Genomic DNA, 24,741 nt, shown 5'->3' with positions numbered 1-24,741 from the left:
CCGATCAGGCGTAGCTGTGCAGGCCGCCGAAGAAGTGGTTACCCAGGAAGGTGAACACCACCGCGGCGAAGCCGAGGATGAGCAGCCAGGCGGCCTTGTTGCCGCGCCAGTCGCGGACGACGCGCGCGTGCAGGTAGGCGCCGTAGATCAGCCAGGTGACCAGCGCGGCCGTCTCCTTGGGGTCCCACGACCAGTAGCGGCCCCAGGCGATGTCGGCCCAGATCGCGCCGAGGATGATCATGATCGTCAGCATCGGGAAGCAGATGACGATGCCGCGGTAGCCGATCTCGTCGAGCAGGTCGGCGCTGGGCAGGCCCTTGATCTTCGTCAGCCGCGGACGCAGCAGGTAGAGGATGGCGGCCGCCGAGGACACCGCCGCGGCGCCGTAGGCGATGACCGCGGTGATGACGTGCAGCGTCAGCAGCAGCCGGTTCTGCAGCGCGGGCATGAGCGGCGCGGCCTCCGAGCCCTGCGCGAACGCGTAGAGCATCGCGGTGACGACGAGCGGCAGCACGACCAGTGACAGCGTCCGGACGCGGTACTTCCGCTCGAAGTATACGTAGGCGGCCGTGATGCCCCAGCCGAAGGCGCAGGCGAACTCGTACTGGTTGGAGAACGGGGCGTGCCCGGTGACGACGCTGCGCAGGATCAGCGCCACGGTCATGGCGAGCAGCGCCACCTCGACGGACCGGTCGCTGAACCAGGCCACCCCGCGCTGCGGCGCCGGGGCGACGGCCGGGTTCGGGTTCTCGTCGAACTCGGCCGGGCTGAGCGGGGAGACCGGATGGGACGCGCCGCGTCCGACGGCGACGGGCTTGCGCGCCGCCTTGGAGACGGGCTTGCGGTGGCGGGTCGCCACGACGACGACGTTGATGATCAGGGACACGATCACCAGGCCGGTGGCGCCCATCAGCAGGGCGCGGGACAGCTCGAGCATGGGTGACTACCTCTTCGATTCGTTGCCGCCGAGGGTGGCGACCAGGCGGTGGACGGAGCGCTCGAACGTCACGTCGTGACGGTCGGGCGAGGCGAGGGACACGCGCGTGCCCCCTTGACGGGCTCGAGCCGGACCCAGATCCGCTTGTGGCGCAGGAACATGGTCCAGCAGGTGCCGATGGCGAGCATCGCGCTGCCGACCCAGACCCAGACGGCGCCCGGGTCGCGGCTCAGCATCAGGCCGGTGTACTGACGCTCGCGGGCGAACGTCCAGGAGTGGTCGGCGCCGGTGACGGCCTCGCCGGGGGTCAGGATGGTCTGGAACGACGGCTTCTCGGCGCCGAACGGGTAGACCTCGATCTGGGCCTTGCCGGCCGGGATGTCGTCGACGACCTTCCCCGACGCGGGCGTGATCAGGTAGATCTGGAGCTGCTGCTCGGGCAGGTCGATGCGGCCGTAGGCGTACTGGCGGTCCTGGGTCTGGTACACCAGCGGGATCGACTGATCGAACACGACGCTGCCGTCGGCGGCGCTGACCTTGAGGTCGGCCGCGATGCCGAAGGACGCCTGGTTGAGCGACCAGCCGTTCCAGTTCAGCGGCGCGTTGACCCGGACGGTCTGGGACGCGACCTGCTGGCCGTCGTGGAACAGGACCAGGTCGGAGACGTAGTCGTTGGGCGAGCCGTCCGGGTTGTAGGAGTCCTTGAAGGAGGTGGCCTCGACCGCCAGGCCGGTGTCGCGGCCGACCTCGACGCGCGTCCCGATCGGCACGGACAGGTCGTCGACCCGGAAGCCGAACGTGGAGGTGATGAACACCCCGGCGAGGATCACCACGAACGCCGCGTGGGCGACCACGGTGCCGAACGGCGCGAACCGGTTCCGGTCGGCGTACAGCGGGACGCCGTCCTCGCCGGTGGTCACGCGGTAGCGCTCCTTGAGCAGCCGCTGCCGGACGGCCTCCGCGGCGGCGGCCTCGTCGCCCTTCACGACGGCGGTGGCGCGGACGCGGGCGTGGTCGAAGAAGGTCGGCCGGACGCGGACGCGCGGCTTCATCGCCTGGTTGTAGAGCAGCGGCAGCCGATGCGTCGTGCACGCGATGATGCTCAGCGCCAGCAGGATCGTGACGACCTTGAAGGGGATCGCCGAGAACACCCCGAAGATCCCCACCGCGGCCAGCACGCCGGTCCAGTTGCCGTAGCGGCCCTCCTGGCCCGCGAGCCACTGGGCGCTGGACTCGGGATCGGCCAGCACCTCGCCGGGCGCCTGCGGGAACAGGACGCCGACGAGCGTGAGGACGGCCATGGCGAGGATCAGCAGCAGGCCGAACCGCTTGTTGTAGAACAGGGCGTACAGCCGCCGGAACAGTTCGCCCACGGACAGGTCGTGGTGCTCCTCGGGCGCCTCGGCGCCGTGGTCGACGGTGGGTCGGGTCTCGATGCTCATGCCGGCGTCCTCACTTGCTCGGAGTCGGTGACGGGGCCGGGGTCACGTTCACCGGGAGCTGCGTGTTGAGGCTCTGCAGGTGTCGGGTGACGGCGGCCGCCAGTTCGGTGTTGGGCGCCAGCTCGAGGACCTTGTTCCAGGCGGCCTCGGCCTTGGCGTCGTTCGGCGGGTCCTGGCTGAGGTACAGGAAGCCCAGGTTGTACCAGGGGTCGGGGCTGGTGGGGATCTGCTCGGCGACGGTCAGCCACTCGGCCTCGGCGGCCTCGAGCTGGTTGTCGTTGTACAGCGCCACCCCGAGGATGAGCCGCTGGTCGGTGTCGGCCGGGTTGAGATCGAGCAGCTTGCGCAGCCAGACGGCGGCCTCACCGAAGTCCTTCACGCGCCCGTACTCGTCGGCCAGCGCGCGCAGCGGTGCGGGGTCGGCGGGGTTGGCCTCGGCCTGCTTCGTCCATTCGGCGACCTTGGCCTCGTCGAGCGCGGCCGGCGCGGGGGACGCCGTGGCCCCGGAGATGTCGGGGTGGTTGCTGGGCATGCCGGCGGCGGCCGTGGGGGCGGGGGCCAGTCCGTTGACCGACCAGGCCACGCCCAGCCCGATCGCGACGCCGATGGCGAGGAACAGCAGCTTGGGGGCCTTGCGCCCGGCGCCCTTCTCCACGGCGGCGGCGCGGGGCGCTCGCCGGACCAGCGCGGGCGGGTCGTCCTCGCCCAGCGGCACGGGGTCCTCGCCGAGTTCGGAGGAGGCGGGCTGCGGCGCGTCCGGCTCGGCGTCCGGTTCCGCCGTCGCGTCGGCGGTGTCGGTTCCGGCCGCCGGGCCGTCGGTGTCCTCGGTCACGACGGGCTCGATCTCGGGGGCGTCAGCCTCGGGGTCCTGGGGCTCGGCTGCGGACGGGGCCCGCCCGGGCGCGGCGTGCTCGGACGGTGCGGGTTCCGGGTCGGCGGGTGCGGGTTCCGGGTCGGCGGGGGCGTCCGCGTCGGGCTGCGCCGGATCCGGCTCGGCGAAGGCGTCCATGTCGGCGTAGGTGCCGTCGTCGTCAGGGCGCGCAGGGCGTCTCATGCTCACTCCTCGTGGGGGACCGGGTGATAGTCCTTCCCACGCTCTCCAGCCTCTCTGCTACAGCGTGTCGTAGACAATCCGCCGGGGGCACGGTTCGGGTAGAGGGGGCATGGTCGGGGTATACCCGCGGGTACATTCCAGGGCATGAGAACGGGGAGGGGGATCACCCTTCCCCCTCCCCGTCCCGAAACCGAACGAGAGCTGCTTACTTGCGCTTGTCCGGAGCCAGGGTCGGCTGCCCGATCGGAGCCGGAGTCGGCGGGCCCGCCGGCTCGTACTCCACGCCACGCAGGGCCATCTGGCCGCGGCGCGAGGCGTCGGTCACATCGTTGAGCAACCGGTTGGTGTAGGCCGGGGCGTGGAAGCCGCGGCTGTTCTCGCTGACCACGTAGTCCAGGAAGAACTGCGCCTTGCGCTGGAAGCCGCGCGCGGCCTCCACCTGCGCCTCGGGCGTGCCGTTCTTCTGGGCGGCCTCGATGTCGTAGATCAGCGCCGTGAGGGCGTCGAACGCGACGTTCTTGGTCTGCTCGTAAGTCGAGTGGATGCCCTCGACGCGATCGCGCATCTGCTGCTCGGTGTTGCTGTGGCAGGTCAGGCAGGACGCGTTGATGGACTCGTCACTGCGCATCGGGCTGGCGATCTGGTGGTCGGAGACCTTCGCCGCTCCCTCGCGCTGGTAGGGCATGTGGCAGTCCGCACAGGTCACACCGGACTTGGCGTGAACGCCCTGGCTCCAGGTCTCGAAGTCGGGGTGCTGCGCCTTGACGGCCTTCGCGCCGGTGAGCTTGTGGGTGAAGTCGCTCCAGCCCACCTCGTCGTAGTAGGCCAGCGCGTCGTCGGCGGTCAGCCCCTTGTCCCACGGGAAGGTGAGGGTCTTCTCCTCGCCCTTGAAGTAGTACTCGACGTGGCACTGGGCGCACACGAAGGAGCGCATCTCCTGGGCGGTGGCGTCGCGGTTGACGTCGTAGTCCTTGATGCCCTGGCCGGCCTTGTACTCCTTGATCCCTTCCTCGAAGGCGGGACGCGTCACGCGCAGCGCCATCGTCTTGGGGTCGTGGCAGTCGATGCAGGCGACCGGGTGCTCGGCGAGCTCGGTGGCGGCCTGGTACGTCATCTTGTTCATGACGTCGAAGCCGGCCTTGCGGTCGCCGTTGCCGAGCTCGTCCATGATCGGGACGGTGGAGGCGTGGCAGTTGAGGCAGGCGCCGGGCTGCTTGAACTGCGGGGAGGTGACGCGCTTGGTGAAGCGCTGGTCCTCCAGCATGTAGGCGTGGCCGCGCGGGTGGCGGTAGTCGACCGCGAAGGCGTAGCCCTGCCACATGGTGACCAGGCGCGGATCCTCTTCGATCTTGCTCTTGGCGACGATCGTGCGCGGATCGGTGGCGGTCGGCGTCTGCGGCTGCTGGTCCTCGACCGGCATCTCCTTGGTGGCCAGCCAGCCCTCGTACTGCAGCGGGAAGTTCTTGCCCCAGTCGGCGGGGTCGAAGCTCTTCTCGTCGAGCTGGACGACGGGGAAGTACGGGGTCTGCGCCTCGTTCCTCTTCTCCATGATGCTCATCAGCAACGACGCGATCCCGAGCGTGACGAGGGCGCCTGCGATGAGGAACACCCCCGCCGGGATCAGCCACCGTGGCTTGGTTCTGGTTTCTTTGGCCATCTGGATCACCTCATGTGCCCGACGTTGCTGTGGCATTGGAGACAGTCGACTCGGTTCGCGTGCCCCACCCGCGTGCTCTCGATGTCGGAGACCAGGTTGGCGTGGCAGGACAGGCACGCCTCCTGGGTGATCTCACGGTTCATCTCGCGGATCTTGATGTTCTCGGGGTAGTCGCCCGTCGTGAACTTCAGGGCGTGCCAAAAACCGTTGTCAGCCTTGTTCACGTACTTGTGGATGATGTTGTCGTGCGGCGAGTGGCAGTCGTTGCAGCCCGCCACGTTCTTGTGGCTGCCCTTGGCCCACGCGTCGTACTGCTCGTTCATCGCGTGGCACTGGTTGCAGGTCGCCGGATCGTTGCCGAAGTAGGCCCAGCCGCCGGCGTAGCCGAAGGTGAACAGCGCGACCCCGAGCAGGATGCCGACCAGGCCACCCGCGATCATCAGGAAGACGCCGCGGACGCCGCCGATCCACTGGACGAAGCCAGTCTTGGTGGGTTCCACCTGCCCCTCCTTTCGCACGTGTGGACAGATCTCGACCCCGCCATCCTTTCGAGGAAGCAAGCCCGATCCCATCCGCCGGGGGGTAGAAAAGGGGCACAGCGGCAGCGCGGAGGTATACCCGGGGGCATGACGAACGGGGATGCGGTCCCTGACGCTCTCATTGCGAACGAGGCGCGCTCCGAGTGTTCGGCCGGGTGGTTCGGGGCATGGAGGCGGTGTCGGCCGGGGGCCGCGCGGAGGGTCGACCGAGGGGACGCCGCCCGCGCGACCGGGGCCGGCTGGGCCGGGGCGTCAGCGACGCGGCAGGCCCAGCCCTTGGCGCACGATGTAGGCGGCGGCCTGGATCCGGTTCTCCATGCCCAGCTTGGCCAACGCGTTGTGCACGTGGTTCTTCACGGTGCCCTCGGTGATGCAGAGGTTGGCGCCGATCTCCTTGTTCGACAGACCGTCCGCCACGAGGCGCAGCACCTCCAGCTCGCGTCGCGACAGCTGGGCCTGCTCGGGCTCGGGGACGACGGTGCGGCGTCCGGACTCGCGCAGCGCGGTCAGCAGCCGGCCGACGAGGGCGGGGGAGACCGGGGTCTCGTCGCGCATCACCGAGCGGAGCATGGCGTAGAGCTCGTCGGGCCGCAGATCCTTGAGCAGGTAGCCGTGGACGCCGAGCTGGATGGCCTCGAGCAGGTGGTCGTCGTCCTGCCACACCGTCAGCATCACGATGCGGGTCTCGGGGAGCAGTTCGCGGATCCGCCGGGCGGCGGCGATGCCGTCCATGACCGGCATCTCGACGTCGAGGACGACGATGTCCGGGCGCAGCGCCTGGGCCATCTCGACCGCCTCCACGCCGTTGTCGGCCTGGCCGATGACGGAGAGGTCCTCCTGGTCGTCGATGAGCTCGGCGATCGCGCGCCGGAACAGCAGCAGATCGTCGGCGAGCAGGATGCGGACGGGGGGCGCCTGGGTCGCGGTGGTCACGCGCTCATCTCCTCGGGGAGTCGTGGGCGAAGGCCGTCGGGGGTCGGGAACTGGACGACGACGCGCGTCCCGCGCCCCGGCTGGGAGTCGATGGTGAGGCGGCCGGCGACGGACTCGGCGCGGTCGCGCATGGCGGTCAGCCCGAAGCCGTCGGGGCGGGTCTGGCGGGGGTCGAACCCCTCGCCGTCGTCCTCGACGACGACGCTGACCTGCCGCGGGCCGCGGCTGAGGTGGACCGTCGCGCGGACGGCGCCGGAGTGCTTACGGACGTTGGTGAGGGCCTCCTGCACGACGCGGAGGACCTGCACCTCGGCGTCCGGGGAGAGGCGGACGCCGTCGTCGAGGACCAGGTCGGTGGAGATGCCGCTGGTGCGGGTGAACGCCGCCACGTACTCCTCAAGGTGCTGCGGCAGGCTGCGATCGGGGCGGGTGGCGTCCCGCAGGCCCATGATCGCCTCGCGCACGTCGGCGTAGGCCTCGTGGCACAGGTCGGCCAGCTCGAGGGCGTCCCGGTGGGCCTTCTCGTCGGCGGTGACCGAGGGCGTCCGGCCAGTGCGTGCAGCTTCAGGTGGGTGACGCCCAGCACCTGGGCCAGGCTGTCGTGCAGTTCGCGGGCGATGCGCTCGCGCTCCAGGAGGGCGGCGTTGCGGCAGCCCGCCTCCACGACGACGGTATGTGCCTGGTCCAGGAGCCGGTACATGGTCCAGCCGAAGAGGACCGCGCTGCCGAACAGGACCGCGTCGATGGTGGTGTGGGCGAGGTGCAGGCCCAGCACGTCCACCAGGAAGGGACGCAGCGACATGCACAGTCCCACGAAGACGACGGGGCCACGAGGCCCGCAAGCCGTAGTCGTTGCAGGGTTCGGGTGCCTGCCGCGTCGCGTCGGTCCACTGGTGCCTCGCCTCCTCCAAGGCGAGTGTAGGACGGAAACGCCCTTTTGTCCTACTTTGCGTAGTAGAAGGGGTGATGGGTCGTTCGATCCAACCTGCGTGGGGCCGGTTGTGCCCCTGGGTATGGGTCAGTCGGGACGGTGCCGGGACTGCTTGAGCTGTGACCGGTGGCGCTTCTCGGCCAGGCGGCGCTCGATCGAGGCGCGGGACGGCCGCCGCGGACGCCGCTTCGGGGGCGGCGGGGCCAGGGCGCCGCGCACGATCGCGGCCAGCCGCTCGCGCGCGGCGGTGCGGTTGCGGCGCTGGGAGCGGTACTCCGCGGCGTCGATGGTGAGCGTGGTGCCGACCAGCCGGGTCTCGAGCCGGTCGAACAGTCGGTCGCGCTGGGCGGCGGAGACGGCGGTGCTCGCGCCCAGATCCCAGCTGAGCTGGACGCGCGAGTCGGTGGTGTTCACGCCCTGGCCGCCGGGTCCCGACGCCCGGGCGAACCGTTCGGACAGTTCGCGTCCGGGGATGGTGAGGCCCAGTGGGATGCCCGGTCCGGGCGGCACGTGGAGGTCGCTCACGGCGTCAGCGTAGACGCCCGGCCGGATGGCCGGGCGTCGGGCGCGGAGGGGTCAGCTGACGGTCGCGGTGCAGGACGCCATGGCCCCGGTGCCGCTGCCGGACTGCTGGGCGACGCTCTGGCCGTCCACGAGGATCTCGCAGGTGACGTTGTTGGCCTTGGTGAAGTCGGACGAGACGACCACCAGGGACACGATCTCGAAGGACTTGTCGGTCTGGAGCGTCTTGGTCCAGGCGGCCTTGATCTCCTCGTTGCTGCTCCCCGCGCCGGTGCCGTAGGTCACCGTCGCGCCGCGCTCGGTGGCCACCTTGAGCTCGATGGTCCGCTTGCCGGTCGCCGGCTGGGTGGTCGAGGCGGCGGCGTCCGTGGTGGTGGCGACGCCGGGGGTGGCGGGGGCGACGGTCGTGGTGCCGGCCTGCTGGAAGGCCTCGTCGACGATGCGCCCCATGGAGGAGGTGAACGCGATCGCCCCGGCGACCGTGCCGACGATGGCGACGATGACGGCGGCGATGGCGGTCAGCTTGGGCTTGTCCCGTGCGAACAGCCCGACCAGGCCGAGGATGAAGCCGATGGGCAGCAGCACCCAGCCGAGGATGTAGGCGCCCTCCATCACGGCGAACACGAAGCCCAGCACGGCCACGATCAGCGCGATCAGGCCGATGGTGTTGCGTCCGGGCTTGGCCGGCGGGAGCGGCTGCTGGGCGCCGGGGGCGGCGGAGTCGGCGGGGAAGGGCTGGATGGGCTGCTGGGACATGGCGTACTCCTCGGGTCGTTGGGAACGGGTCCATCCCAGCGGCCGCGGGGTGGCCGGCACATCGACGCTTCGGGTGGAACCGCCTCCCCCGATCGGGTGTGGTTCCACCGCCGTTCGGTGGGGCGCCGTCCGGGGGGGATCGTCCCTACGATGAGCGTGTGCTGAGCTACGAGCGGATCGACGACGGGGCGGCCTCGCCCTGGTGGGTGACCGCGCTCATGCTGCCCCCGGTCGGCCTGGCGATGATGACCAGCGCCGTCTTCTCCCCCGTGGGCGGCAACGTCCAGGGGGCCACCCCGGACCTCGGCACGGCCTCCCTCGCCGTGTTGGGCATGCTGCTGGCGGTCGCGGGACCCGTCGCCCTGTTCTGGCGGCATCGGTTCCCGTTCGTGCTGACGTTCGCCGCGCTGCTGGTTCCGCTCGTGGTCCCGATCGGCATCGCGTTGCTGCTGGTCCTGGTGGCGTCCCTCGTCGGGCGCCGGCGTGGACCGGCGGTCTGGGCCACGCTGGGGGTCGCGGCGGCGTCCGTCGCGGCGGTCGTCACGGCAGATGTCCTTGCCCAGCCGCGCGGCGCGTCCGTGTCGAAGATGCTCCTGACGCCGACCGGACCGGACCTCGAGCGGGTCGACGCCCCGATCGGCGCCGTGGTGGCGATCACCGTGGTCTGGTTCGCCGGCGCCGTGGGGATCGGGTACCTCCTCCGGCTGCGGAGGCTCACGAGGAAGCAGGGCGCGGAGGTGCGCGGCGCCGTCGAGACCGTCGGACGCCTCGGCGACGAGGTCGCCCGCCGGCAGGAGCGCGAGCGCATCGCTCGCGAGGTCCACGATGCGATGGGGCACCGGCTGTCGCTGCTCAACCTGCACGCCGGGGCGCTGGAGCTCAACGCGGGCGAGGACCCGCGCGTCCAGGAGTCGGCCGGGCTGGTGCGCAAGAGCGCCGGCGAGGCGATGGACGACCTCCGCTCGCTGCTCCAGGTGTTGCGCGACCCGCTGGGGGAGGACACCCCCGAGATCCCGCTGAGCCGGTTGCGGGAGGTCGTCCAGGAGTCCTTCGGCGCCGGCCAGGTGGTGAGCTCGTCGATCTTCATCTCCGAGGCCGAGCGCGCCGACCCCACCCTGTCGCGGGCGGTGTACCGCATCGTGCAGGAGGTGCTCACCAACGCCCGCAAGCACGCCCCGGGCGAGCCGGTCCTGCTCACCGTGGAGGGCGCGCCGGCGACCGGGGTGGTGATCGACGCCCGCAATCGGTTCGTCGGGGTGGCCGAGGGCGCCGGCGCCGACGCGGGGCGCGGCCTGAAGGGCATCGCCGAGCGCGCCGAACTGCTCGGCGGCAAGCTGCAGTACGGCCTCGAGGACAAGACGACCTTCCGCGTCCGGGTGGTGCTGCCCTGGCGGGACGCCGCGACGGCCCGCTGAACCGCCCGCCCCGACTGCCCCGGTCCGCTGAACCGCCCGCCCCGGCCCGCTGAACCGCCCGCGTCGATCCCGCCGCTGGTCGAAGGTGTCGGTGGGCGGCCCTAGGATGCGGCTGTGCCCGTCATCCGCGTCCTGCTCGTCGACGACGATCCCCTCGTCCGGTCGGGGCTGGGTTACCTGTTCGACGCCGCGGCCGACATCGAGGTGGTCGGGGAGGCGTCCGACGGCGACGAGGTCGTCGCGGCGGTCGAGGCCACGCACCCCGACGTCGTCCTGATGGACCTGCGGATGGCCCGCCTCAACGGTGTCGAGGCGACCCGGGCGGTGCGGGCGCTGCCCCAGCCCCCGCACGTGATCGCCCTGACCACCTGGGACGTGGACGACGCCGTCGTCCGCACGCTGGAGGCCGGTGCCTCGGGGTTCCTGCTCAAGGCCGCCTCGCCCACCGAGATCATCGGGGCCATCCGTTCGGTGGTGAACGGGGACGCCGTGCTCTCCCCGCGCAGCACCCGGCAGTTGCTGGACCATCTCGAGCGCAACCAGGACGCCGACCTGCGACGCAAGGCGTCCGCCCTGGTCGCCCGGCTGACCGAGCGGGAGCGCGACGTCGTGGTGGCCGCGGGGGAGGGGCTCACCAACGCCGAGATCGGCGCCCGGCTCTACATCTCCGAGGCGACCGCCAAGCAGCACCTGGGGGCCGCCCAGATCAAGCTCGGCGCCCGGAACCGCGTGGCGGTGGCGGTGCTCGCCGAGCGCGCCGGGCTGCTCCGCCCCCGCTCGCCTGACCGCTCCCTAGCCCGGCGAGCCCGGTCGCCATCGCGACGCCGGGCGGCCTCCTGTCTAGAAGTTATCCACAGGGTTGTCCACCGCTGTGCACAGATCACACCCATGTGATTCGCCCAGGGCGGTGCGCGGAGTGGGGGAGCCTGTTGGACGGTCGGGTCGCGTGAGGACGCGCGGAGGACTGCGCGAAGGTGGGCGCGCTGGACGCTCCACGTCCTCGACCTCGCGACGCCGGCCTGCGGGCTCTGCCGGCTCCCCTCGGCGCCTCCTGCTCCATCGCGCCCCGAGGGGACTGCTGGTGTGTACCGGTAGTACACTCTCCTGCATGCGCGCGACGCTTCGGATCCTGGGGACGCTGGTGGTCACGGCACTGCTCACCTATCCGCTCTGGGCGCCGCAGTGGGGGGCCGGCGTGCTCGGCGAGATCCTGATCGTGCCGTTCCCCGGCAATCTGGCGATCGTCGTCGGGTTCTTCGCCCTCGTCGCGCTCTACTGCGGGGCGCTGCACCGACTCGCGAGACGGGTCGGGATGGCGCGCCCGGCGTCGGTGTGGTGGATGTTCGCGATTCCCTACAACTTCATCGAGGACTTCTTCATCATCGAGCGCGTCGGGGCGGCGCTGGGCGACCATGCGAGTGCCGGTGTCACACGCGCGTGGCGGCGGCTCGGCTACGGCTGGTGCGCCGCGCAGTTGGTCTCGTTGCTCCCGGGGAAGGTGGGGCTGCTCGGGGGAATGCTCGCGATCGTCCTCTGGGTGGTTCACTGGGCGCTGACGGCCACGACCATGAGGAGGCTCGGCTGATGCCGCTGCCGCGATTCGACCGGCTCGCTCCCGAGGCGCGGGCTGCGGTGCTCGACGTCGCCCGCACCCACTTCGCACGAGACGGATTCTCGGAGGCGTCCTACAACCGGATCATCGCCGAGGCCGGGATATCGAAAACCTCCGCGTACCACTACTTCGACGGTAAAGCGGATCTCTACGGGGCCGTGCGCGCCGACGTCCTGGCACGGCTTGCGGACGTCCTCGGTGCGTGGGAACCGTCGGCCGAGGTGTCCGCCTTCTGGCAGCAGTTCCATGACGTCGCCGGCAGGCTCGCCGACCACCTCGCGCGCCATCCGGACGATCGGGCTCTGCTCGCGGCCGAGGTGCCGCCGGCGGACGCTTGGACGCCCGCTCTGATCGAGGACGCCGTGCATCTGGGCCTCGTGCGCGCCGAGGACCGCGAGATCATGCTCCGGTTGACCAGCGCCGTGCTCGCCGCCGTGGACGAGTTCGTGCTCGCGCGACCCGAGACACAAGCCGCGACGGCCGCGCGCTTGCCCACGCTCCTGACGGCGATGTGGTCCGCGGGTCAACCGGGTGTTCCGTCGGTGTGAAGACCCTCCGGGAGGCATCCCGAGGTGGAAGTTCGGTCAGGATGCCGCACGTGGCGCCGCCCATTTCTCCTGCAGGTTCAGGAGGATGGGGTCGCCCCGCCAGGGTTGCCATGCGGTACCCGTGTGGCGAGGTCTGATGCATGGTCCCACTCCCGGAGTCGTACGACCTGAAACACTCCTGGCATGGAGCACGAGGGCGACGACGGCTGGATCTACGTGGTGACGGACATCGAGGTCGACGGACCGTGGTACGGGGCGAACTCGATGCGGTCCTTCGCGTCGGTGGCGGTCACGATGGACGGCACCGAACATGGCCAGTTCGAGGCCGTCCTCGAGGAGTTGCCTGGCGCCGCTCCGGACGCCGGCACGTGGGCGTGGTTCCAGTCGCAGCCCGAGGTGCTGGCGGCCGCGACCTCGGCGCCCCGCCCGATCCCGGAGGTGATGGCTGACTACGTGACCTGGGTGCGAACTCTCCCCGGGCCGGCGGTGTTCGCCGCGTCCCCGGTCGCCTTCGACGGCGGCTGGATCGACCGCTACCTGCGCCGGTTCACCCGCTACGGCATCGCGCAGGGCCCGTACGAGGCCGATCGGCTTTTCGCCGGCGTCCCCGTGTGCATCCGCAGCTACGCTGCCGCCATCACGGGCCGCCCCGCCGCCGAGGTGACCCCCGGCTCGCTTCCGGCCGCGTGGTTCGGCGACGTGGAGCACACCCACCGAGCCCTCGACGACGCGCTGGGCTACGCCCACCTGCTCGTCACCCTCGCTGGAATCGCCCGGGAACGAGCCGGCGACTAGCCGGTTCGACGCGATCGACCAGGGGCATCTGCCCTGGCGGTCCCGCACGAACTGCCGGATGGCACCTGCCCTTGCTGGTCGGAGCGCGAGCGGTGGCGTGATGATGGGGTGGTGACCCCCACCGGCCTGACCTACGACCTGAGCCCGCCCCTGGACGACGCCGAGTTGGACGCCCTGCACGCGGCGGCGTTCGGCGGCTCGCCCCTCGGTGCGCCGTGGCGGGAGCGGCTGGAACGCCACAGCCTGTTCTGGATCGCCGCGACCCTGAACGGGGACCTCGTCGGATTCGTGAACGTGATCGGGGACGGCGGCGTCCACGCCTTCCTGCTCGACACGTGCGTCGCCCCCGACCTGCAGGGACGCGGTATCGGTGCGTCGCTCGTGCGTCGTGCCGCGGCGGAGGCCCGCCGTCGGGGCTGCCACTGGCTCCACGCCGACTACGAGCCGCACCTCGTGGAGTTCTACGAGCGCGGGTGCGGGATGCGACCCACGGCGGCCGGCCTGCTGCGGCTCATCTAGGCGTTTCGTCTCCGTGCAGGCGGACGGGGATCGTCCGTTCTGGGCTGCCCTTCTCGTTGCGGACCTCAACGGCCGCAGCTTGGGAGGCGATGCGGACGCTGGACCGGTCCGGGCGGAGCGTCGGCCTCCACTAGCGTTGTCCCACGCACTCGACGAGGGGGAGCCATGACGGCGATGGTGGGACTGGTGGGGCTCGGCGTGATGGGGACGGCGATCCTCACGCGGCTGCTCGAGACGGGGCACGAGGTGGCCGCGTTCGACGTGAACCCCGAGGCGGTCGCGCGGGCCGTCGAGGCCGGCGCCCGCGCCGCCGACACCCCGATGGACGCCGCGGCCGGCGGCGTGGTGATCCTGTCCCTGCCGAACGCGCCCATCGTCGAGACGGCCGCCTTCGGCGGAGGCGGCGCCGCCACCGGTCCGGTCGACACCCTGGTCATCGACATGTCCTCCATCGACCCGAACGCCACCGCCCGGTTCGCGGCGCGGGCGGCCGAATCGGGCCGCGCCTGGGTGGACGCGCCCCTGTCCGGCGGTGCGCCCGCGGCGCTGGCCGGGACGCTCACGCTGATGCTCGGCGGCGAGGACGCCGACGTGGCCCGCGCCCGCGAGGTGCTCGCGGCGGTCGCGGCCCGGATGACGCACTGCGGCCCGTCCGGCGCCGGGCAGACCGTCAAGCTGCTGAACCAGATCATCGTCGGCGTCCACATGAACGCCCTGGCCGAGGTGGCCGCCCTGGTGCGCGCCCGCGGGCTCGACCCGGAGGTCGTCCGCGGGGCGCTGTCCGGCGGACGCGCGGACTCCCCGCTCCTGCAGGAGTTCTTCGTGAAGTTCGCCACCGCGGACCCGACCGTCACCGGGCGGATCGGCAACATGATCAAGGACCTCGACGGTGCCACCGAGGCCGCGCGCGGCGCCGGCGTCCCCGTGCCGCTGACGGCCGCGTCCGCGGAGGTGCACCGCTGGCTGCGCTCCCGAGGCCTGGACGCCGCCGACTCGGCCGCCCTGTTGGCCCACTACGACGCCGACGTGTCGGATCCCGGCTACTGGCTGGGCTGAGTCGCCGCGCGCCACGCGAGGGCGAGCGCCGCGACCGACGGCCAGCGCCGCTCGCGCTCGGGCCGCAGGGCCCGGGCGGCGACGTCCCACTGGGCCGCGGACCCGCGCCAGGCCGCCCGGTCCTTGGTGCGGTCGTCCCCGAGCAGCGTGTGCGCGAGCCCGCCGAGGGCCACCACGTTCGTGACCTGGTCGAGAACGGCGCCCCGCTCGTACTCCTCGGGCGCCATGAAGCGGGCGGAGCCCCACATCCGCCCCATGTCGTTGTGCGTGGGGGCGCGCCGGAAGAAGTCGATGTCGCAGACGCCGAGGCGTCCGGTGGTCGGGTCGACCATCAGGGAGGCGTCGTAGAGGTCCACCGCGACCCAGCCGCGTCCGGCCACGGCGGCGGCGAAGTCGTACAACTGTTGGACCACGCCCGCCCGCCGTGCGGCGTCCAGGTGGGCGAGGCGGTCGCGCTGCTGGTACTGGAGCCCCAGGCTGACCCCCTCGAACCAGTCGAACACCAGCGCGTACCCGTTCCCGACGGCCGCGCCCTCGCGCAGCGCGATCAGGGTGGGATGCGCCAGGTCGCGGTAGGCGCTCTCGGCGGCGCGCAGGGCGGCGACCGCGTCGGGAATGCGTCCCGCGAACCGCACGGTCGCCGCCCCGGCGTACTTCACGAAGCGGTCGCCGTCGGGGCCGGACATCCGGAAGCCGAGATTCCCGGAGTCCTGGTCGTCGAACACCGCGGTCACGCGTCCCCAGCGTGCCAGGAACGTCAGGTCGTGCGGCTCGCGCAGGCGGACGGGCAGCCCGTCCACCCAGGCGACGTGCGCGTCGCCGGGCAGCGGGCTCACGCGGGCGGCGCCTGGCGCAGGTCGGCGTCGAAACCGTCGATCGAGACGGAGTTCTTGCTGCGCTGATAAGCGGCGACGCCGTCGGTGCCCTTGGTCGCGGCCCACTTCGGCATCAGGTCGCGCTGGCCCTCGTACCCGTACAGCGGGACGCCGAAGCCGCAGGAGGTCTGGCACTGGTCGACGTCCACCACGAAGACCTGGCGCGCGCCTCCCATCGGGGGGAACAGGCCGACGAGGTCGTCCCACTCGGCGTCGGGCGGCTGCACGTCCGGGCCGTCCCGTACAGCCGCAGGATCCAGGGCTTGCCCTCGACCGCGCAGAACATCAGGGTCATGCGGGGCAGGAGGGCGACGTGCGCGGCGGTCTCGTTGCCCGACCCGGTGCCGTTGAGCCACGCGACCCGGTTCGGGCCGAGCACGCGGAAGCTGTCCAGCCCCTTGGGGGACACGTTCACGCGTCCGTCGGGGGCGGCGGTGGCGACGAAGAACATGTGCTGCCGCGCGATGAACGCCTCCAGTTGCGGTTCGATGCTGTCGTAGAAGGTGGCCACGTCCCCAGCCTGCCTCACTCCCCGCGTCCGCGGTGGCTCAGGGCCCGCCGAACGAGACGCACGAACCGGTCGGGTTCGTCGAGGACGAGGCTCGCCGGCAGGCGGAGCACCGCCCAGCCGGCGGCCATCAGGTCCGCGTCCCGCAGGCGATCGTGGTTGAACGCCTTGGCCGAGGAGTGGAACGCGAAGCCGTCGATCTCGACCGCCAGCCGTTCGGCCTCGAAGGCGATGTCCAGGATCACGTCGCGTCCGGACAGCCGGAGCCGCAGGTTGCCGCGCCAGCCCTCGACGCCGGCGTCCCGCAGTGCGAGGTGGGCGGCCCGCTCGGCGAAGGAGAACGGCCGGTCCCGCGACTCGGCCAGCCAGTCCCGGACCTGCAGGTTGCCGCGGCGTCCGGGGCGAGCCGCGAGCGCGGCCTCCATCGCGTCCAGGGGCACCCCGAGCCGCAATGCCTCGTCGATCGCCCGGGGCCCCTCCGTCGCGGCCAGGTCGAGGGCGGTCCACGCGGGATGGGTGAACCGCAGGCCGCGGAACCGGTGGGTCCACTCCGCGGGGATGCGCCGGCGCTCGAAGTGGGCCAGGGGCCATTTCGAGGCGCGGTGCGGCGCCGCGGCGACGATGGGCGAGGGGCAGGGCCGGTGCGGGTCGTACCCCGCCAGGGCGGCCGCGCCGTGGGTCAGCACGCTGTTCGGGTCGGCGCGGATGACGGCCAACAGCCGCACCGGAATCTCGGCGGCGACGCTCGCGCGGCAGTACACGCCGGGGAGCAGTGCGACGATCTCGCCCACGCGGCTCCCGTGCGTGAGTTGATTCGCCCACTGGGGGTGGTCACGCCGCGTGACGATGACATCGGAGTCGAACAACAGGCGCAGGTCGGGTTTCACACCTCACGGTTGGGCCGACGGCGGCCGCGGGAGTCGCTGTCCACCGAGAAAATCAAGAATCGCGCAGTCGCGCCGATCTGAGGAAAACCCACAAGGGCGGATGCCGGGGGTTCGGGCGGCGAGTGCGTCGTTGTTGATTCTTCCGCTCCCGAGCGCCCGGTCGAGGCGGGGATCAGTCGCCGGAAGGCCCCGCGGGCCGACGCGGCGCGTCGGCGGTGCGCTCGGCGGCAGGTCGTGGCGCAGTGGTGGGCCGCGACGCCGGGGGAGTGCGCTCGCCGAGTTCGATCCATTCGGAGTCGCACCCGGGGCAGCGGTAGACGGGGGCGTCCTCGACGCGCCGGTCGGTCTCGACGGTGCCGCAGGCGTCCTCGCAGGGGTTCGTCGTCAGGTAGCGGGCGGGCACGTCACGCCCTCCCGAAGGCGGTGGGCACGCAGGAGGTGGACACGACGCCAGCATACGAGGACGGTCCGTCCCGCCCGGGCGATGCAGACGGGGGGAGCGCCGGGGACGAGGCGCGCGCCCGCATCGCGGGGCCGCGGTCGGAGGTGCTGGGGCCGAAGGGTTTGGGCCTGCGGACGCTCCCCCGTTGCCCCGGCGCGGTGCCGAGCTCCCGCGCCTTCTCGCCCGGGAGCGGGTCGGAGCGCCGAACGGGAGCGCTCCGACCCGCCGGGCCGTCCGGTCTATGCCCGGGCGGCCGCCGCGGCCAGGACGCCGACATCCCGGCCGGCGGTCTGGTCGGGGAGGCTGCAGTCGGCGCCCACGATCAGGCGTCCCCTGCCGCCGTTCTCGGCCACGACCCGCTCGATCGTGGCGTCCGGGTCGCGGTCCGCCTGCGGCCCACCCGCGAAGAGAGGGTCGTCGCTGGCGATCCCGCCCACCAGGGTCGCGTCCGGGAACAGCGCGCGGGCACGCTCGAAGGAGATGTCGTTGAGGCGGGCGCCCCAGCTGACCAGTTCCGTGGGGTAGCCGCGGAAGCGATCGATGTCGAGGTCGTCCTTGCACAGGTGGAGCATGCGCGTGCCGCCGGCGTCCCCGATCGCCTCGAGGACGGCGAGATCCCGCGGGCGGACGTGGCGGGCGAACTCGTCGGCGGTGAAGTTCGAGCGCTCTCCGCCCAAGGCGGCGTAGGTGATGCCGTCGGCGCCGGCGTCCAGGTAGGCCTCGGCGTGAGCGATCAGGCTTTCTGCGACCGTCTGGTAGGCGGCGTCCACGGCCTCGGTCTGCTCCCGCAGCGCCTTCGACACGAGCATCCGGTTCGGCTCGTAGCCCGGGACGCCGGTCGAGTGGAACGCCGAGATGACCACCCCGTGCATGGTGACGAAGACCTGGTGGCTTTCGCCGTACTCCTCGACCAGTGCCCGCACGACCCGCAGCTGCTCCTGGAAGCGGGGCTCGTCGACTCGGTACGGTGCCACGGACTCCCAGTCGGGTGCGACGGGGTAGAGCTGCTCGTTCATGACCTTGATCAGCACCGGGTCGGTCGCGGTGACCCAGTCCCGATGCGCCCGGACAGCTGCGTCCCCGAGCGCGTCGTCGCCAGCGAAGTGCTTCCAGAAGAGCGTGGGAACGCCGACCGTCGGGCGGCCGGCGAGGACGTCGTCCAGGACCTGACGCTTGTTCATGGCCGAGTGCTCCGATCTGTGCTGTGCGGTGTTGCCGAGCACCCTAGGCCTGACCGCGCCTCCCCGGTCTGAGTACGGCGAACACGTCCGAACTGAGCGGGCACGTGCTCCCGGCGCACCCCGAGATTTGAGAGCATCGGCCGGCGGGCTCGGCACCCGCCGGCGCCGCCATCTGCGTACCGGCCCGAGGGGTGGTCGACGGGAGCGTTTGGTCGGCATGGTTCCATCGCGCCCGGCGGGCCCGAGTGATCGGCGGGCCGCGACCATCAAGGAGATCGGGCTGGCGCTGCCGATCTTCATCACGTGGGACGACGTGGAGTTCGGCCGCGTTGGCGCCGCTCCGCCCGTCGACGCAATGCGCCGGCAGCGCGCCGTGACGAGGCGGGCGGTTTGTGGGGACCCCACAAAGTTCGTCGGAGCACGTTGGGAAGCAACCGGTTGAATGCCGCAACCTGATCGACGCCCCGTCGCGCCGACTCGCCACCGCCGCGCATCGGTGCAAGATTCGTCCTCAGTCCTCATCGGGCGCGGCTCGCCGCGCCCTCCCGTGGACGCCGTCGTACCTCAGGAGGCCCAGTGTTCCAGCGCATCGCCATCGTCAACCGAGGCGAGGCCGCCATGCGGCTCATCCACGCGGTCCGGGACCTCAACGCCGAACACCCCGACGCCGAGCCGATCACCACGATCGCGCTGTACACCGACGCCGAACGCTCCGCGATGTTCGCGCGCGAGGCCGACGAGGCCTACCCGCTCGGCCCGGCCTCCGAGCGTCCCTACCTCAACCATCGGCTGCTGGCCGACACCCTGACCCGCGCGGGCGCAGACGCCGTGTGGGTCGGCTGGGGCTTCGTCGCCGAGGACGCCGCGTTCGCCGACCTCGTCGAGTCGCTGGGCATCACCTTCATCGGACCCAGCGGCGACGCCATGCGCAAGCTCGGCGACAAGATCGGCTCCAAGCTGATCGCCGAGGAGGTCGGTGTCCCGGTCGCGCCCTGGTCGCGCGGTGGCGTCGACACCCTGGATGCCGCCCTGGAGGCCGCCGACCGGATCGGCTACCCGCTCATGCTGAAGGCCACGGCGGGCGGCGGCGGCCGGGGCATCCGGCGCGTCGACGGCCCCGAGGACCTCACCGACGCCTACCAGCGCACCCGCGACGAGGCGGAGCGCGCGTTCGGGTCCGGCGTCGTGTTCCTCGAGAAGCTCGTCACGGGGGCCCGCCACGTCGAGGTCCAGGTGATCGCGGACGGCCAGGGCAGCGCCTGGGCCCTCGGCGTCCGGGACTGCACCGTGCAGCGACGCAACCAGAAGATCATCGAGGAGTCCGCCTCGCCGCTGCTGCGCCCCGACCAGACCGACGCGCTCAAGGCGTCCGCCGAGCGGCTCGCCCTCGCCGTGGACTACAAGGGCGCGGGCACCGTCGAGTTCCTCTACCACCCCACCGACGAGCAGTTCGCCTTCCTCGAGGTCAACACCCGCCTGCAGGTCGAGCACCCCATCACCGAGGTCACCAACGAGTTCGACCTCGTGAAGGCGCAGATCGCGGTGGCGTCCGGCCGGCCGCTGACCGAGCGGCCCACCGAGCTCGGCCACGCCGTCGAGGCCCGGCTCAACGCCGAGGATCCCGACCGCGACTTCGCGCCCGCGCCGGGGCTCATCACCCGGCTCGACCTGCCCGCCGGCCCCGGCATCCGCGTCGACACCGGCGTCGCCGAGGGCGACTCGATCCCCGCCGACTTCGACTCGATGATCGCCAAGATCATCGCCTACGGCCGCACCCGCGCCGAGGCGCTCGGACGCCTGCGCCGCGCCCTGTCCGAGACGACCGTCGTCATCGACGGCGGCGCCACCAACAAGAGCTTCGTCCTCGAACTGCTCGACCAGCCCGAGGTGATCGGCGCCGAGGGCGTCGCCTGGGCCGACACCGGCTGGATCGACCGGGTCCGCGCCGAGGGAGGCCTCGTGGCGGACGCCCACGCGGGCGTCGCCCTGGTCGCCGCCGCGATCGAGGCGTACGAGGAGACGACGGCGGTCGAGGCCGAGCGCCTGCTGGAGACCGCCCGCGGCGGCCGGCCGCAGACCCAGCACGCCTCCGGCGTCACCGTCGACCTCAAGCTGCGCGGCGCCACCCACCACGTCACCGCGTTCAACACGGGCCCGGCGCAGTACCGCGTCGTGGTCGACGGGCTGCCCGCCGACGTCGAGGTGCAGCGCCTCGACGACGTGCACGGGCGGATCCGCGTCAACGGCGTGCCGTACCGCCTGGTCAGCGCGACGCACGGGCCGGTCCACCTCGTCGAGGTGAACAACGTGATGCACCGCGTCTCGCGCGACGAGGGCGGCGTGCTGCGCTCGCCCGCCCCGGCGCTCGTCGTGGCCACCCCGGTCGCGGTCGGGGACACCGTCGCGGCGGGGGCGCCGGTCGTGGTGCTGGAGTCCATGAAGATGGAGACCGTCATCCCGTCGCCGTTCGATGCGCGCGTCAAGGAACTGCACGTCATGACCGGCTCCCAGGTCGAGACCATGGCGCCGCTGGTCCGGCTCGAGCCGCTGGGCGACGGCACCGCCGAGCAGGCCGTCGTGACCGCCGCCGTCGAACTGCCGCCCGTCCCGGGGGACGCCGACGCCGCCGCCCGCGCCGACCGGCTGCGCGCCGGCCTGTCGGCGATCCTGATGGGCTACGACATCGACCCGGACGCCCGGACCCTCACCGACTACCTCGCCGCCCGCGAGGAGGTGCGCGCCGCCGGCGGCGACGTGCTGTCCGGCGAGATCGAGCTGATCGGGCTGTTCGCCGACCTGGCCGCCCTCAACCGCAACCGGCCGCTGGGCGAGCAGGTCAACATGGAGCTCCGCATCCACTCCGACCGCGAGCACTTCCACCGCTACCTGACGACCCTGGACGCCGACCGCGCCGCCCTGCCCGAGCAGTTCCTCGAGCGGCTGCGGACCGTGCTGCGCCACTACGGCGTCGACTCCCTCGACCGCACCGCCGAGCTGGAGGAGGCCGTCTTCCGCGTCTTCCTCGCGCAGAAGCGCGGCGCCGTCGACCTGCCGATCGTGCTGCGGATCCTCGACCGCTGGATCTCCGAGCCCGCCCCGGACGCCGAGCAGGCCGCCTCCGCGCGCGCCCGCCTCGAGCGGCTCGTCCGCGCCACGCAGCTCCGGTTCCCCGCCGTCGGCGACCTGGCCCGCTCGATCCGGTTCCGCTGGTTCGACCAGCCCCAGGTGGACGCCGACCGCGCGACGGTCCTGGCGGGCGTCGCCGACGAGGTCGCGGACCTGGCGGCGCACCCCGACGCCCCCGACCACGACGCCCGCGTCGCGGCGCTGGCCGACATCCCGGAGTGGACCGCGAGCTTCCTCGCCGAGCGCCTGGGACGCGACGGCGTCCCCGCCCACGAGCCCATGCTCGAGGTGCTGCTGCGCAAGTACTACGGCGACTTCAAGCTGCACGACGTCGAGCGGCAGGTCGTGGACGGCCGCGCGGTGGTCACGGCGGAGTACGAGATCGAGGACCGCCCCACGCGCTTCGTCTCGACGCTGGGGTTGGCGTCCGAGCTGGACGCGGGCGGCCCGCTCGCCGCGGCGGTCACCGACCAGCTCGTGCGCCGGCGTCCGGGCGACGAGGCGGTCGTGGAGCTGTACGTCGCCTGGCCGCAGGGCGCGGACCCGGCCGGGGTGACCGCCGAGCTCGAGCGGACGCTGGCGACCTGGGACTGGGACGGCGGCGTCCGGCGGGTGCTGGTGGGCATCAGCACCCCGGACGGCACCGTCGAGTACCGCAGCTTCCGCCCCGAGGCCTCGGGCGCGTTCTCCGAGGACCTCAACATGCGCGGCATGCACTCGATGCTCGCCCGGCGCCTCGACCTGTGGCGCCTGCGCGACTTCGACCTCACGCGACTGCCCGCGCCGGAGGACGTCGTCCTGTTCGAGTGCGTCGCCAAGACCAACCCGGACGACCGCCGGCTCGTCGCGATGGCGCAGGTCCGCCAGCTCGCCGCCCTGCGGGACGCCGACGGCAAGCTGCTCGCGCTGCCGCACGCCGAGCGCGCGGTCGAGAACGGGCTGGAGGCGATCCGGCGCACCCGCGCCGAGCGGGGCCAGGCCGGCAGCAAGCTCGACATGAACTACGTGTGGGTGCACGTGTGGCCCGAGTTCGACGTCGAACTCGAGGAGATCGCCGCGTTGCAGACCAAGATCACACCGCTGTCGGACGGCGCCGGCATCGAGGAGGTGCTGTGCCAGGGCCGCTACGTCCGCCCGGACGGCCGCAGCGTCCCGATCGCGGTGCGCTTCCACGCGCTGCCGGGGGCCGGGGTGACGGCGTCCATCACCGCGCCGCCGAACCAGCGCCTCAAGCCGCTGGACGACTACGCCACCAAGGTGCTGCGCGCGCGGCGCCGCGGCCTGGTCTACCCCTACGAACTGTCGGCGTCCCTGGCCGGCGAGGGCGGCCGCCTCACCGAGCTCGACCTGGACGCCTCGGGTCGCCTCGCCCCGGTGGACCGCGCGCCCGGCCAGAACAAGGCGGGCATCATCGTGGCCGAGGTCACGACGCCGACGGCGCTGCACCCCGAGGGCATCACCCGCATCGTGCTGTCGGGCGACCCGACCAAGGGGCTGGGCGCGGTCGCCGAGCCCGAGTGCAGCCGGATCATCGCGGCGCTGGATCTGGCCGAGGAGCGCGGGGTCCCGGTGGAGTGGTTCACGCTCTCGTCGGGCGCCCGGGTGTCGATGGAGTCGGGCACCGAGAACATGGACTGGGTGGCCGCGGCGCTGCGCCGCATCGTGCACTTCACCCAGGACGGCGGCGAGATCAACGTGGTCGTGGCCGGCATCAACGTGGGCGCGCAGCCGTACTGGAACGCCGAGGCGACCATGCTGATGCACACCAAGGGCATCCTCGTGATGACGCCGGACTCGGCGATGGTGCTGACCGGCAAGCAGTCGCTGGACTTCTCCGGAGGCGTCTCGGCCGAGGACAACTTCGGCATCGGCGGCTACGACCGCGTCATGGGCCCCAACGGTCAGGCGCAGTACTGGGCGCCGAACCTGGGGGCGGCGATGGGCATCCTGCTCAGCCACTACGACCACACCTACGTGGTGCCGGGCGAGTCGGGGCCGCGTCGCGCCGTGACGTCGGACCCGGTCGACCGCGACATCTCGGACTTCCCGCACGCGGTGGAGGGCTCGGAGTTCGCGACGGTCGGGGAGATCTTCTCCGTGGCGAAGAACCCCGACCGCAAGAAGCCGTTCGACATCCGCACCGTGATCGCGGCGGTGTGCGACGCCGACCACCCGCGCGTCGAGCGCTGGGCCGGCATGGCGGACGCCGAGACGGCCGTCGTCATGGACGCCCGCATCGGCGGCCACCCGGTCTGCGTGCTCGGCATCGAGTCCAAGCCGGTGCCGCGGCAGGGCTTCCCGCCCACCGACGGACCGGACACCTACACGGGCGGCACGCTGTTCCCGCGTTCCTCGAAGAAGGCGGCACGGGCCATCAACGCGGCGTCCGGGAACCGGCCGCTGGTGGTGCTGGCGAACCTGTCGGGCTTCGACGGCTCGCCGGAGTCGATGCGGAACCTGCAGCTGGAGTACGGCGCCGAGATCGGCCGGGCCATCGTGAACTTCGAGGGCCCCATCGTCTTCGTGGTGATCTCGCGGTACCACGGCGGCGCGTTCGTGGTGTTCTCCAAGCGGCTCAACGAGAACATGACGGTGCTGGCGATCGAGGGCTCGTTCGCCTCGGTGCTCGGCGGCGCGCCCGCGGCCGCGGTCGTGTTCGCCGGCGAGGTCGCCAAGCGCACGGCGTCCGACCCGCGGGTGGCGTCCCTGGAGGAGCGGCTGCGGGACGCCCCGGCGTCCGAGCGGGCGGCGGTCCAGCTGGAGCTGGCCGACGTGCGGGGCGCGGTGCGCGCGGAGAAGATCTCGGAGATGGCCGGCGAGTTCGACGCCAAGCACTCCATCCACCGCGCGGTGGAGGTCGGCTCGGTGGACCGCGTCATCACCCCCGCGGAGCTCCGCCCGGCGATCGTGGAGACCATCGAGGCGTTCCAGGCCCGCTGAGCGGGCGTCGCGCCCGCGTTTGGGACGGGTCGCCCGCGTTTGGGACGGGTCGCCCCCGATCAAGTC

The 24,741-nt window shown here is 72.1% G+C and carries 21 protein-coding genes and 2 pseudogenes; 8 read left to right on the top strand and 15 right to left on the bottom strand.

What is annotated here, in order from left to right; all coding sequences use genetic code 11:
• Positions 1-4: 4 nt before the first annotated feature.
• The 10 genes and pseudogenes from ccsB to G7070_RS06420 form a co-directional block, all read right to left on the bottom strand.
• Positions 5-937, bottom strand: coding sequence for a c-type cytochrome biogenesis protein CcsB (gene ccsB, locus G7070_RS06465; protein ID WP_166232885.1), 933 nt, complete (start codon positions 935-937; stop codon positions 5-7).
• A 68-nt stretch (positions 938-1,005) separates the two neighbouring features.
• A complete protein-coding gene (locus G7070_RS06460) occupies positions 1,006-2,379 on the bottom strand; it encodes a cytochrome c biogenesis ResB family protein (RefSeq protein WP_166232883.1) in 1,374 nt (457 codons plus the stop codon).
• A gap of 10 nt (positions 2,380-2,389) precedes the next feature.
• Positions 2,390-3,433: a tetratricopeptide repeat protein gene (locus G7070_RS06455; protein ID WP_166232881.1), complete on the bottom strand. Its 1,044-nt coding sequence runs from the start codon at positions 3,431-3,433 to the stop codon at positions 2,390-2,392.
• Positions 3,434-3,638: 205 nt separating this feature from the next.
• Positions 3,639-5,090 (bottom strand): ammonia-forming cytochrome c nitrite reductase subunit c552, encoded by a 1,452-nt coding sequence (locus G7070_RS06450; RefSeq protein WP_166232879.1) that lies wholly within the window; start codon positions 5,088-5,090, stop codon positions 3,639-3,641.
• Positions 5,091-5,095: 5 nt separating this feature from the next.
• Entirely contained in the window at positions 5,096-5,590 is a 495-nt protein-coding gene (nrfH, locus tag G7070_RS06445; protein WP_246227448.1) for a cytochrome c nitrite reductase small subunit, read from the bottom strand.
• Between the two features lie 291 nt (positions 5,591-5,881).
• Positions 5,882-6,562, bottom strand: coding sequence for a response regulator (locus G7070_RS06440; RefSeq protein WP_166232877.1), 681 nt, complete (start codon positions 6,560-6,562; stop codon positions 5,882-5,884).
• A complete protein-coding gene (locus G7070_RS06435) occupies positions 6,559-7,026 on the bottom strand; it encodes a sensor histidine kinase (protein ID WP_166232875.1) in 468 nt (155 codons plus the stop codon). The genes G7070_RS06440 and G7070_RS06435 overlap by 4 nt, the downstream gene beginning before the upstream one ends.
• A 77-nt stretch (positions 7,027-7,103) precedes the next feature.
• Positions 7,104-7,262 (bottom strand): annotated as a pseudogene (locus tag G7070_RS19820) (histidine kinase); the annotation flags it as partial.
• 318 nt (positions 7,263-7,580) lie between these two features.
• On the bottom strand, positions 7,581-8,018 hold the full coding sequence (gene arfB, locus G7070_RS06425; protein WP_166232873.1) for an alternative ribosome rescue aminoacyl-tRNA hydrolase ArfB: 438 nt from the start codon (positions 8,016-8,018) through the stop codon (positions 7,581-7,583).
• A 51-nt stretch (positions 8,019-8,069) separates the two neighbouring features.
• The gene (locus tag G7070_RS06420; RefSeq protein ID WP_166232871.1) at positions 8,070-8,771 is read right to left on the bottom strand and encodes a hypothetical protein; all 702 of its coding nucleotides are present in this window, start codon (positions 8,769-8,771) and stop codon (positions 8,070-8,072) included.
• A gap of 158 nt (positions 8,772-8,929) precedes the next feature.
• Between G7070_RS06420 and G7070_RS06415 the strand changes: the two genes are divergently transcribed.
• The 7 genes and pseudogenes from G7070_RS06415 (at position 8,930) to G7070_RS06385 (ending at position 14,716) form a co-directional block, all read left to right on the top strand.
• Positions 8,930-10,186, top strand: a complete 1,257-nt coding sequence (locus G7070_RS06415) for a sensor histidine kinase (RefSeq protein WP_166232869.1) — start codon at positions 8,930-8,932, stop codon at positions 10,184-10,186.
• A 114-nt stretch (positions 10,187-10,300) separates the two neighbouring features.
• Positions 10,301-10,954, top strand: a pseudogene (locus G7070_RS06410) (response regulator); the annotation flags it as partial.
• Between the two features lie 340 nt (positions 10,955-11,294).
• Entirely contained in the window at positions 11,295-11,771 is a 477-nt protein-coding gene (locus G7070_RS06405) for a hypothetical protein (RefSeq protein WP_166232865.1), read from the top strand.
• Complete coding sequence (locus G7070_RS06400) at positions 11,771-12,346, top strand: TetR/AcrR family transcriptional regulator (RefSeq protein ID WP_166232863.1); 576 nt, start codon at positions 11,771-11,773, stop codon at positions 12,344-12,346. The genes G7070_RS06405 and G7070_RS06400 overlap by 1 nt, the downstream gene beginning before the upstream one ends.
• A 183-nt stretch (positions 12,347-12,529) precedes the next feature.
• Positions 12,530-13,141 (top strand): hypothetical protein, encoded by a 612-nt coding sequence (locus tag G7070_RS06395; protein ID WP_166232861.1) that lies wholly within the window; start codon positions 12,530-12,532, stop codon positions 13,139-13,141.
• 111 nt (positions 13,142-13,252) lie between these two features.
• Entirely contained in the window at positions 13,253-13,660 is a 408-nt protein-coding gene (locus G7070_RS06390; protein ID WP_246227441.1) for a GNAT family N-acetyltransferase, read from the top strand.
• Between the two features lie 165 nt (positions 13,661-13,825).
• A complete protein-coding gene (locus G7070_RS06385) occupies positions 13,826-14,716 on the top strand; it encodes an NAD(P)-dependent oxidoreductase (RefSeq protein WP_206079987.1) in 891 nt (296 codons plus the stop codon).
• Here G7070_RS06385 and G7070_RS06380 read toward each other — a convergent pair.
• The 5 genes from G7070_RS06380 to G7070_RS06360 form a co-directional block, all read right to left on the bottom strand.
• On the bottom strand, positions 14,701-15,552 hold the full coding sequence (locus G7070_RS06380) for a serine/threonine-protein kinase (RefSeq protein WP_166232859.1): 852 nt from the start codon (positions 15,550-15,552) through the stop codon (positions 14,701-14,703). The two genes, G7070_RS06385 and G7070_RS06380, sit on opposite strands and share 16 nt — an antisense overlap.
• A 112-nt stretch (positions 15,553-15,664) precedes the next feature.
• A complete protein-coding gene (locus G7070_RS06375) occupies positions 15,665-16,102 on the bottom strand; it encodes a pyridoxamine 5'-phosphate oxidase family protein (protein WP_206079986.1) in 438 nt (145 codons plus the stop codon).
• 14 nt (positions 16,103-16,116) lie between these two features.
• Complete coding sequence (locus tag G7070_RS06370; RefSeq protein WP_166232857.1) at positions 16,117-16,986, bottom strand: endonuclease domain-containing protein; 870 nt, start codon at positions 16,984-16,986, stop codon at positions 16,117-16,119.
• A gap of 172 nt (positions 16,987-17,158) precedes the next feature.
• On the bottom strand, positions 17,159-17,389 hold the full coding sequence (locus G7070_RS06365; protein WP_166232855.1) for a hypothetical protein: 231 nt from the start codon (positions 17,387-17,389) through the stop codon (positions 17,159-17,161).
• A 278-nt stretch (positions 17,390-17,667) separates the two neighbouring features.
• Positions 17,668-18,609: a uroporphyrinogen decarboxylase family protein gene (locus G7070_RS06360; RefSeq protein ID WP_166232853.1), complete on the bottom strand. Its 942-nt coding sequence runs from the start codon at positions 18,607-18,609 to the stop codon at positions 17,668-17,670.
• 576 nt (positions 18,610-19,185) lie between these two features.
• Here G7070_RS06360 and G7070_RS06355 point away from each other — a divergent pair.
• The gene (locus G7070_RS06355; RefSeq protein ID WP_166232851.1) at positions 19,186-24,675 is read left to right on the top strand and encodes an ATP-binding protein; all 5,490 of its coding nucleotides are present in this window, start codon (positions 19,186-19,188) and stop codon (positions 24,673-24,675) included.
• Positions 24,676-24,741 lie beyond the last annotated feature (66 nt).

The organism is Propioniciclava coleopterorum (genome assembly GCF_011393335.1).
Classification (GTDB): domain Bacteria; phylum Actinomycetota; class Actinomycetes; order Propionibacteriales; family Propionibacteriaceae; genus Propioniciclava; species Propioniciclava coleopterorum.
This window is presented reverse-complemented; position numbering and strand designations above follow the sequence as displayed.

Excerpts from the sequence above, each read along its gene's own strand:
- G7070_RS06450 (WP_166232879.1), bottom strand. The coding sequence starts at position 5,090 with ATGGCCAAAGAAACCAGAACCAAGCCACGGTGGCTGATCCCGGCGGGG.
- G7070_RS06395 (WP_166232861.1), top strand. The coding sequence starts at position 12,530 with ATGGAGCACGAGGGCGACGACGGCTGGATCTACGTGGTGACGGACATC.
- G7070_RS06420 (WP_166232871.1), bottom strand. The coding sequence starts at position 8,771 with ATGTCCCAGCAGCCCATCCAGCCCTTCCCCGCCGACTCCGCCGCCCCC.
- G7070_RS06400 (WP_166232863.1), top strand. The coding sequence starts at position 11,771 with ATGCCGCTGCCGCGATTCGACCGGCTCGCTCCCGAGGCGCGGGCTGCG.
- G7070_RS06405 (WP_166232865.1), top strand. The coding sequence starts at position 11,295 with ATGCGCGCGACGCTTCGGATCCTGGGGACGCTGGTGGTCACGGCACTG.
- G7070_RS06360 (WP_166232853.1), bottom strand. The coding sequence starts at position 18,609 with ATGAACAAGCGTCAGGTCCTGGACGACGTCCTCGCCGGCCGCCCGACG.
- G7070_RS06455 (WP_166232881.1), bottom strand. The coding sequence starts at position 3,433 with ATGAGACGCCCTGCGCGCCCTGACGACGACGGCACCTACGCCGACATG.
- G7070_RS06460 (WP_166232883.1), bottom strand. The coding sequence starts at position 2,379 with ATGAGCATCGAGACCCGACCCACCGTCGACCACGGCGCCGAGGCGCCC.
- G7070_RS06385 (WP_206079987.1), top strand. The coding sequence starts at position 13,826 with ATGACGGCGATGGTGGGACTGGTGGGGCTCGGCGTGATGGGGACGGCG.
- ccsB (WP_166232885.1), bottom strand. The coding sequence starts at position 937 with ATGCTCGAGCTGTCCCGCGCCCTGCTGATGGGCGCCACCGGCCTGGTG.